Genomic DNA, 5,862 nt, shown 5'->3' with positions numbered 1-5,862 from the left:
TTATCTCCTAAAATTTTAGAAATGCTTCGAGAATATTATAAGTTACACAAGCCTGAAACATTTTTGTTTGAAGGAAAAATTAAAGGGCAACCTTATGACGACAGGAGCCTACAACAGGTTTTAAAACAAGCCCTAAAAAAAGTAAAGATAACAAAACCAGTTACTTTGCACTGGTTACGGCACAGCTATGCCACTCATTTATTGGAAAGCGGCACTGATTTGAGATACATACAAGAATTATTGGGACACAGCAGCAGTAAAACTACCGAAATTTATACCCACGTAAGTACCAAAAGTTTACAGCAAATAAAAAGTCCGTTTGATGATTTGTAAAACAAATATTTATTATTACATTTGTTACAAATGCGCTACTTGATAGCGACTATACACCCAAAATCGGGTAGATTGTCGCTATTTTGTAGCGAGTATATACAAGTTAGCAGTAATCTGGAAAAACTAACCGCTTAAATTCAGAAATATAATAAGGCATATTATTATGAATTAAATTAGGCTTTTCACAAGTGTTTAAAATATTGTTATAAGTTTTATTTATTTCAAAATCCTCTGTTTTTGTTGATAAATACCATTCTCTACCAGCGCCAACTTGGTCTAATGCTTCTTTAAATATTTTGCATTTTTCAAAATCTTCATTTTCTTCTAATTCTTTTAAAATGTGAGCAGCAGGATAAAATCCATATTGATAAATAGCATTTTTAACAGAAGAAACAGAAAGACTACTGCTAACAGCATTTTGTGGCAATTGCGGGGTTTGGGTTTGTTTTTCCATTTTGTTTTTAATTTAAAAGTTAGTGTATATTTGTTGTGGTCTGTGATTAATCGTCCGCAACTGACCACAAGATGCGGAACGTTATGCCTCATTGTAGTAGAACCGCAAAAAACCGACGGACAAAGCAATGACATATCGTTACTAAAACTAAAATAGTAATGAAAATTTATAGCAGAGAGTTTATCAAAAGTATGACGACAGATGAAGAGGAGTATTTATGTGTGTTATTAGTAGTTCATTTTTTTATACCTGTGATTTTACTTTCTTTTTTGACCGTCTTTTGTGCAGAAATGCTGAAATAGGTAGTAAAAATATAATGAAATAGGCACTCCATTTGAAACACATTTGTAAGTATTGTGTAAAATACATTGAGTAGTAATAACCAATAGTAATAAACACACATTTAAACAGAATTGCTGTAAATACTGAAACTTCAACTCTTGCTTTACCTATGCCAAATCTAAAAGCAATTTCAAAAAACAACCAAAATACTAAATAAATGCACATCCAAACAAAAGAAAAAGAGAACAAAAGAAAAAACTGAACGTGATAATCTTCTTTTAAAATTTGTGGTTTAAGTATGTAAAAACTAACAGCCCAAAAACAACTTATAAAGAATAGATAAATTAGATTTTTAGTTAGTTCTTTATTTAATTTTTCAACTATTTTATCATACATAGAATTATAAAGTTAAATTAGCAGTCAAACTTACTAAAATAAATTTAAAATTGTTGACTATAGTAAAACATAACCGACAAATAAAACAACGAAGGCATAACAGCGGTTTTGCAAGATTTGGGCGGAAGTGATAAACTGAAACTCTGTTTCGTACTTGGAAACATCAGTGATTAATCAAAAAATTGGGAACGGCTTTCCCCAAACCTCGCAAAGCCGCAAGACGTTACAAGCAATTTTAGAAAAACCGCGTTGAAATGAACGAATCAGACAAAAATAATGAAACAAAAAAAACTGTTGCAAACGAAATTGTAACTGTTTTTAGAAAAGTGAAAATTTCAATCATATTAGGATTCGTGTGGTTTGCAGGATTTTCCATTTACAACGGTTTAATTCAATATTCAATTTTTGACAAGCAATTTGCTTGGTTCGAAGCAGAAGAAATTCTTGGATATAAACCTTCTCAATACAATTTTATTGTTGATAAAGTAGAAAGAAAAAGTGAAGTTATAAATAATACAACAGCAGAAGACAATAAACTTTTAGATTCAATAGCAGATACCGAAGAATTCAAAGAATGGAATAAAAAAAATGGAAACATTGCTGAAAATAATGCGTTAGACAATGAAATTCATTCAGGAAGTATGGAAATATCTGACACAGGATATGGGGAAGTTAAAAAAGAAATTATTAATAAATTGGTTGAAGACAGTTTTATCTTTACGCTAATTATGATTTCAGTAACTTTTGGAATATTAATGCTATTTCATTACATAAATAGAGGAATAAAATGGACAAACAAATATGCGGATTAGTTATGGAAGACAAAATACTTTTTTCAATTTTGGTTATTATTGTAGTTGCTTTTATCTTATTGTTTTTTAAGATGAAATCTGGAATTGGTGCTTTCAATCTAAAAATTTACGGTATAACTTTTATCGCAAGTTTAGGAACAATTTTAGCTTTGAGTAATATTGCACAAAATAATATGACGGCAATTTTTGGAATATTAGGCGCAATTATCGGTTATTTGTTTGGGTTGAAAAATCCTGAAAAAGGAAATGAATAAAAACTGCTTGTAACCGCCGTTAAGCAAATTTGCTGATTTTGCGTAAGTTGAACGTTTATAATTCACGAAGAAAGTTTATCTTGGCAGAGAAAACTCAGTCCGCTTTCATCAGCAATTTCGCTTAGCGGCCTAACGTTATGCCTCATTGTAGTGCGCCACAGGACAGAATAGAAACTCGAAAAAACGATGAGACGACAATTGAAAATTCAAACGGGTAAACAGAACTATAATATTTGAATAAAAAACTAAACAACTATGGAAGAGAAAAAGAAAAAACTAACAATTATAATTTCCATTTCACTTATTATTTTGACATCATTCGGTTTTAATATTTATCAACAAAGAGAGATAAAAGAACTTCGCTCTGACCTTGATTATTGCCAAAGTGAAAAAGACGACTTGGAAAGCAAAATTTCAGATTTGGAAAACGAACTTGAAGATTGTCAATCCCAAAAAGACGACTATGAAAGTCAAAGTAGTTATCAATCAAATAGCAACTCATATTTAGAAAGTGACAACGATGATTTAGAAAGAAAAGTAAGAAATTTGGAAAGTGAACTTGATGACTGCGAAAGAAAATTAAGAAACTGTAATTAATAACAAGCAATGACAAACAAAACTTCTATAAAGGGCGACAATAATGTAAGTATTTCAGACATAAAAAACTCAAAGGTTTCTGTCGGCAACAAAACAACTTTTAAACCAGATGGAAAATTTTGGGTTATTTTTGGTGTAGCAATTGCTTTTGTTGCTTTAGTATTACAAGTAATTGTGGGTTGGGAAGAAATAATAAAATGGATATATGCTAAATAAAATAAACAAGTCGTTCATAGACGGAGACGGGAATGTTGTTATTCAAAATGCTGACAACTCTACTATAACCGTAAACATTGGAGACAATGAGCAAATAAGAACTTTTTTAATTGAATTTCAAAAGCAATTAGCAGAATTACCAATTGAGATATTAAACACACTTCAAAAGAATTTAGACTTGGAAAACGAAATTAAGGTTGGAGCAAACTATTATTTGACAGTTATTGCAGCTCTATCAACTATGGGAAACAATGGAGTTATGTGGGGTATAACAATAACTAATTTGACAAAGGAAATTAGATACTTTAATCAACCATATTTTAAAGTTTCGCCAAAATTTGAATTAGAGCCAGGACTTGAACACGACACATTTATGATGTTTCCAATTGAAAAAGTAACTTTTCCTATCAGACTTGAATATGGGCAAGTGTTAAGCCTAACTTTTGAAATAAATCCAAACGCATTTGCAATGTTTGAAAAAAATGCAACACCAGACTCTTTTATTCAAGCATTCGGTGGGACAACCGTTGGAGAAATTTACAGTTCAAACGAGTATAAACTTGACAAACTTGTTTCCGACTACAAATCAATAATGAAAGTTCGCTAATGGTTGACGGAAAAGAACAACGAAGGCATAACAGGCGTTTGGCAAAAAAGCGGGTTCAGTGGTTAATTGAACATTCTACCTCGTATCAACTTTTGTGCTGGGTTGACAGTTTAGTGCTTCGAAATCCGCTTCTTCGCCAAGCGCCAAAACGTTATGCGAGATTACCAAAACGTAAATAGAAAATAATAAAAAGAATCAATCCATTCATCTTTTAACAATTTAATTTCCCCAGTTCTTAAGTTTTTAATTCTTACAAATTCTCTGCGGACTCTTGCATTTTCTGTTTTTCCGTTTTTTATATCTAACACCTTGCAATCAAAATATTTATATTTCTGAATTAATTTAAACTTATCATCAAGCTCAAATTCAGGATAATTTCGCAATCCTAAAACACTATTTAAAACATCTTTAGGCGTGCTATTTCTTAAAGATGACATCCTTCCCCAAAATAAATATGACAAATAAAATTCAGCACCTACTTTTACTTCTTCTAAATTATATCCATAGCCCATAAAACAAACTGTGTCAATCCCTTTACTTTCTAGGAATTTTTCATACTCAGAAATAAAATAACCTCGCATAACACCAGTTTTGCAAGATTGGGTTTCGGTATTCTCGGAATGTTTATTTTGTGTCATAATTTTGGTTTTTTAATTTAATGATGTGGCTGGTTTAATCCCAACCTCGCAAAGCTGTAAACGTTATGGGCTAGTTTATGAAGAGAGAACCAAACGAAAAACGACAGACAACAGAACCACCAAAAGATAATTTTGATAGTTCTTAAAATATATTTTGTAAAATTGCAATACAAAAGTTGAGACCAGAAACAACAAAAAAAACGGGGCACAATCCGAAAAGCCAAATTAGTAGGAAACAAAAAATAAAAATAATGGAAGATATTTTATCTCAATTTAATGCCGACAACCTTGATATTAAACTAACAAGTGAAAAATTATTTATAAATACCGCAGCTTCTAATGAAGCTTTTGCATTGCGATCTGTAAATGGAGTCGGTGTAATTGACCTAGTTGATGATTATAATAAAGCATTGACCATATGGAAAAAAAAATCAAATGCACCTTACTGGTTATTCATTTTAGGTGGTATATTCTTATTAAGTGGAATTGTTGGTAAATCTGAAAGTATGGCTGGTGGGATAATGCTAGGTCTTGGTGCTATCGGCGGAGGTTACTTTCTTCTAAATAAAAGCAAAAAAGAGAAACCTAATTTAATGTCAGCTGTCCGAATAATGATGAGCGGAGGCAATCGAGATTTTCAATTTGACAAAACTGGAAGTGGTAGTGGAAATATCGCTGAATTTGTTGCAAAAGTTGAATCAACATTGACGTCATATCACAAAAACAACGGATAATGGGATTTTGGGACACATTTGTAAAAGTTTGGGAGGTTCGAACATCTATAAAAATTCAAGAATCACTTGAAAATTCATATCGTGTTGCCAAAGAAAATTCAGAATTACAAGCAAACATTCCTGACATAATTGAAGAACTAGATAAAAAAAATCAATCTTGGGATGATAAAATTAATCATCATCGAAAAAAAACTGAAAATGAATAAAGAACAACTAATTAAAGAAGCAATTGAAAGTTGGTGTTTATATGGTCATACAATTAATAAAGCATTTGATTTTAATGATTTTTTAATCGAAAGCAAACCTTTAGAAAATGTTTTACATAGTAATTCAGAAGAAAAAATTAGTCAATTTATTTCTTATGTAAAATCTCAAATAGAACTATTGGAAGAAAAATAACTATTTTAATGACTATAGAAGAACTTAAGCTGAAAGTAGAACCATATATTGAATCGCCAGTTTTTGATTTCACAATTGACAAACATATTTTCTCAAGCGAAAATGGAAGAAAAATATTTAATAAAACAATAAGAGATAAA

11 protein-coding genes are annotated in these 5,862 nt (G+C 30.8%); 9 read left to right on the top strand and 2 right to left on the bottom strand.

From position 1 onward, the window contains the following. Positions 1–333 (top strand): tyrosine-type recombinase/integrase (locus ACIQ2X_RS13020; RefSeq protein ID WP_396179359.1); only part of this gene is annotated, 333 nt, incomplete at its 5' end. A gap of 103 nt (positions 334–436) precedes the next feature. Here ACIQ2X_RS13020 and ACIQ2X_RS13015 read toward each other — a convergent pair. Then, the gene (locus ACIQ2X_RS13015) at positions 437–787 is read right to left on the bottom strand and encodes a hypothetical protein (protein WP_396179358.1); all 351 of its coding nucleotides are present in this window, start codon (positions 785–787) and stop codon (positions 437–439) included. Between the two features lie 932 nt (positions 788–1,719). Between ACIQ2X_RS13015 and ACIQ2X_RS13010 the strand changes: the two genes are divergently transcribed. From ACIQ2X_RS13010 to ACIQ2X_RS12990, 5 genes are all read left to right on the top strand, one after another. Further along, a complete protein-coding gene (locus ACIQ2X_RS13010) occupies positions 1,720–2,277 on the top strand; it encodes a hypothetical protein (protein ID WP_396179357.1) in 558 nt (185 codons plus the stop codon). Between the two features lie 71 nt (positions 2,278–2,348). Further along, on the top strand, positions 2,349–2,531 hold the full coding sequence (locus tag ACIQ2X_RS13005) for a hypothetical protein (RefSeq protein WP_396179356.1): 183 nt from the start codon (positions 2,349–2,351) through the stop codon (positions 2,529–2,531). A gap of 255 nt (positions 2,532–2,786) precedes the next feature. Then, the gene (locus ACIQ2X_RS13000; protein ID WP_396179354.1) at positions 2,787–3,128 is read left to right on the top strand and encodes a hypothetical protein; all 342 of its coding nucleotides are present in this window, start codon (positions 2,787–2,789) and stop codon (positions 3,126–3,128) included. Between the two features lie 9 nt (positions 3,129–3,137). Continuing rightward, on the top strand, positions 3,138–3,344 hold the full coding sequence (locus ACIQ2X_RS12995; protein WP_396179353.1) for a hypothetical protein: 207 nt from the start codon (positions 3,138–3,140) through the stop codon (positions 3,342–3,344). Then, positions 3,334–3,951: a hypothetical protein gene (locus ACIQ2X_RS12990; protein ID WP_396179352.1), complete on the top strand. Its 618-nt coding sequence runs from the start codon at positions 3,334–3,336 to the stop codon at positions 3,949–3,951. Before ACIQ2X_RS12995 ends, ACIQ2X_RS12990 begins: the two co-directional genes overlap by 11 nt. 161 nt (positions 3,952–4,112) lie before the next feature. On the opposite strand, the gene ACIQ2X_RS12985 is transcribed toward ACIQ2X_RS12990, so the two are convergent. Beyond that, on the bottom strand, positions 4,113–4,589 hold the full coding sequence (locus ACIQ2X_RS12985) for a hypothetical protein (protein WP_396179351.1): 477 nt from the start codon (positions 4,587–4,589) through the stop codon (positions 4,113–4,115). Between the two features lie 251 nt (positions 4,590–4,840). Between ACIQ2X_RS12985 and ACIQ2X_RS12980 the strand changes: the two genes are divergently transcribed. Genes ACIQ2X_RS12980 through ACIQ2X_RS12970 form a run of 3 tightly spaced genes read left to right on the top strand, consistent with a single transcriptional unit; the run spans position 4,841 to position 5,722 of the window. Further along, positions 4,841–5,323, top strand: a complete 483-nt coding sequence (locus tag ACIQ2X_RS12980) for a hypothetical protein (RefSeq protein WP_396179350.1) — start codon at positions 4,841–4,843, stop codon at positions 5,321–5,323. Further along, a complete protein-coding gene (locus ACIQ2X_RS12975; RefSeq protein ID WP_396179349.1) occupies positions 5,323–5,529 on the top strand; it encodes a hypothetical protein in 207 nt (68 codons plus the stop codon). The genes ACIQ2X_RS12980 and ACIQ2X_RS12975 overlap by 1 nt, the downstream gene beginning before the upstream one ends. Further along, positions 5,522–5,722 carry a hypothetical protein gene (locus ACIQ2X_RS12970; RefSeq protein ID WP_396179348.1) on the top strand — a complete coding sequence of 67 codons (201 nt, stop codon included), beginning with the start codon at positions 5,522–5,524 and terminating at the stop codon, positions 5,720–5,722. Before ACIQ2X_RS12975 ends, ACIQ2X_RS12970 begins: the two co-directional genes overlap by 8 nt. Positions 5,723–5,862 lie beyond the last annotated feature (140 nt).

It is taken from the genome of Flavobacterium sp. (assembly GCF_044368625.1).
Classification (GTDB): domain Bacteria; phylum Bacteroidota; class Bacteroidia; order Flavobacteriales; family Flavobacteriaceae; genus Flavobacterium.
The sequence above is the reverse complement of the archived record's forward strand: the minus strand, read 5'-3'. Positions and strand labels throughout refer to the sequence as shown.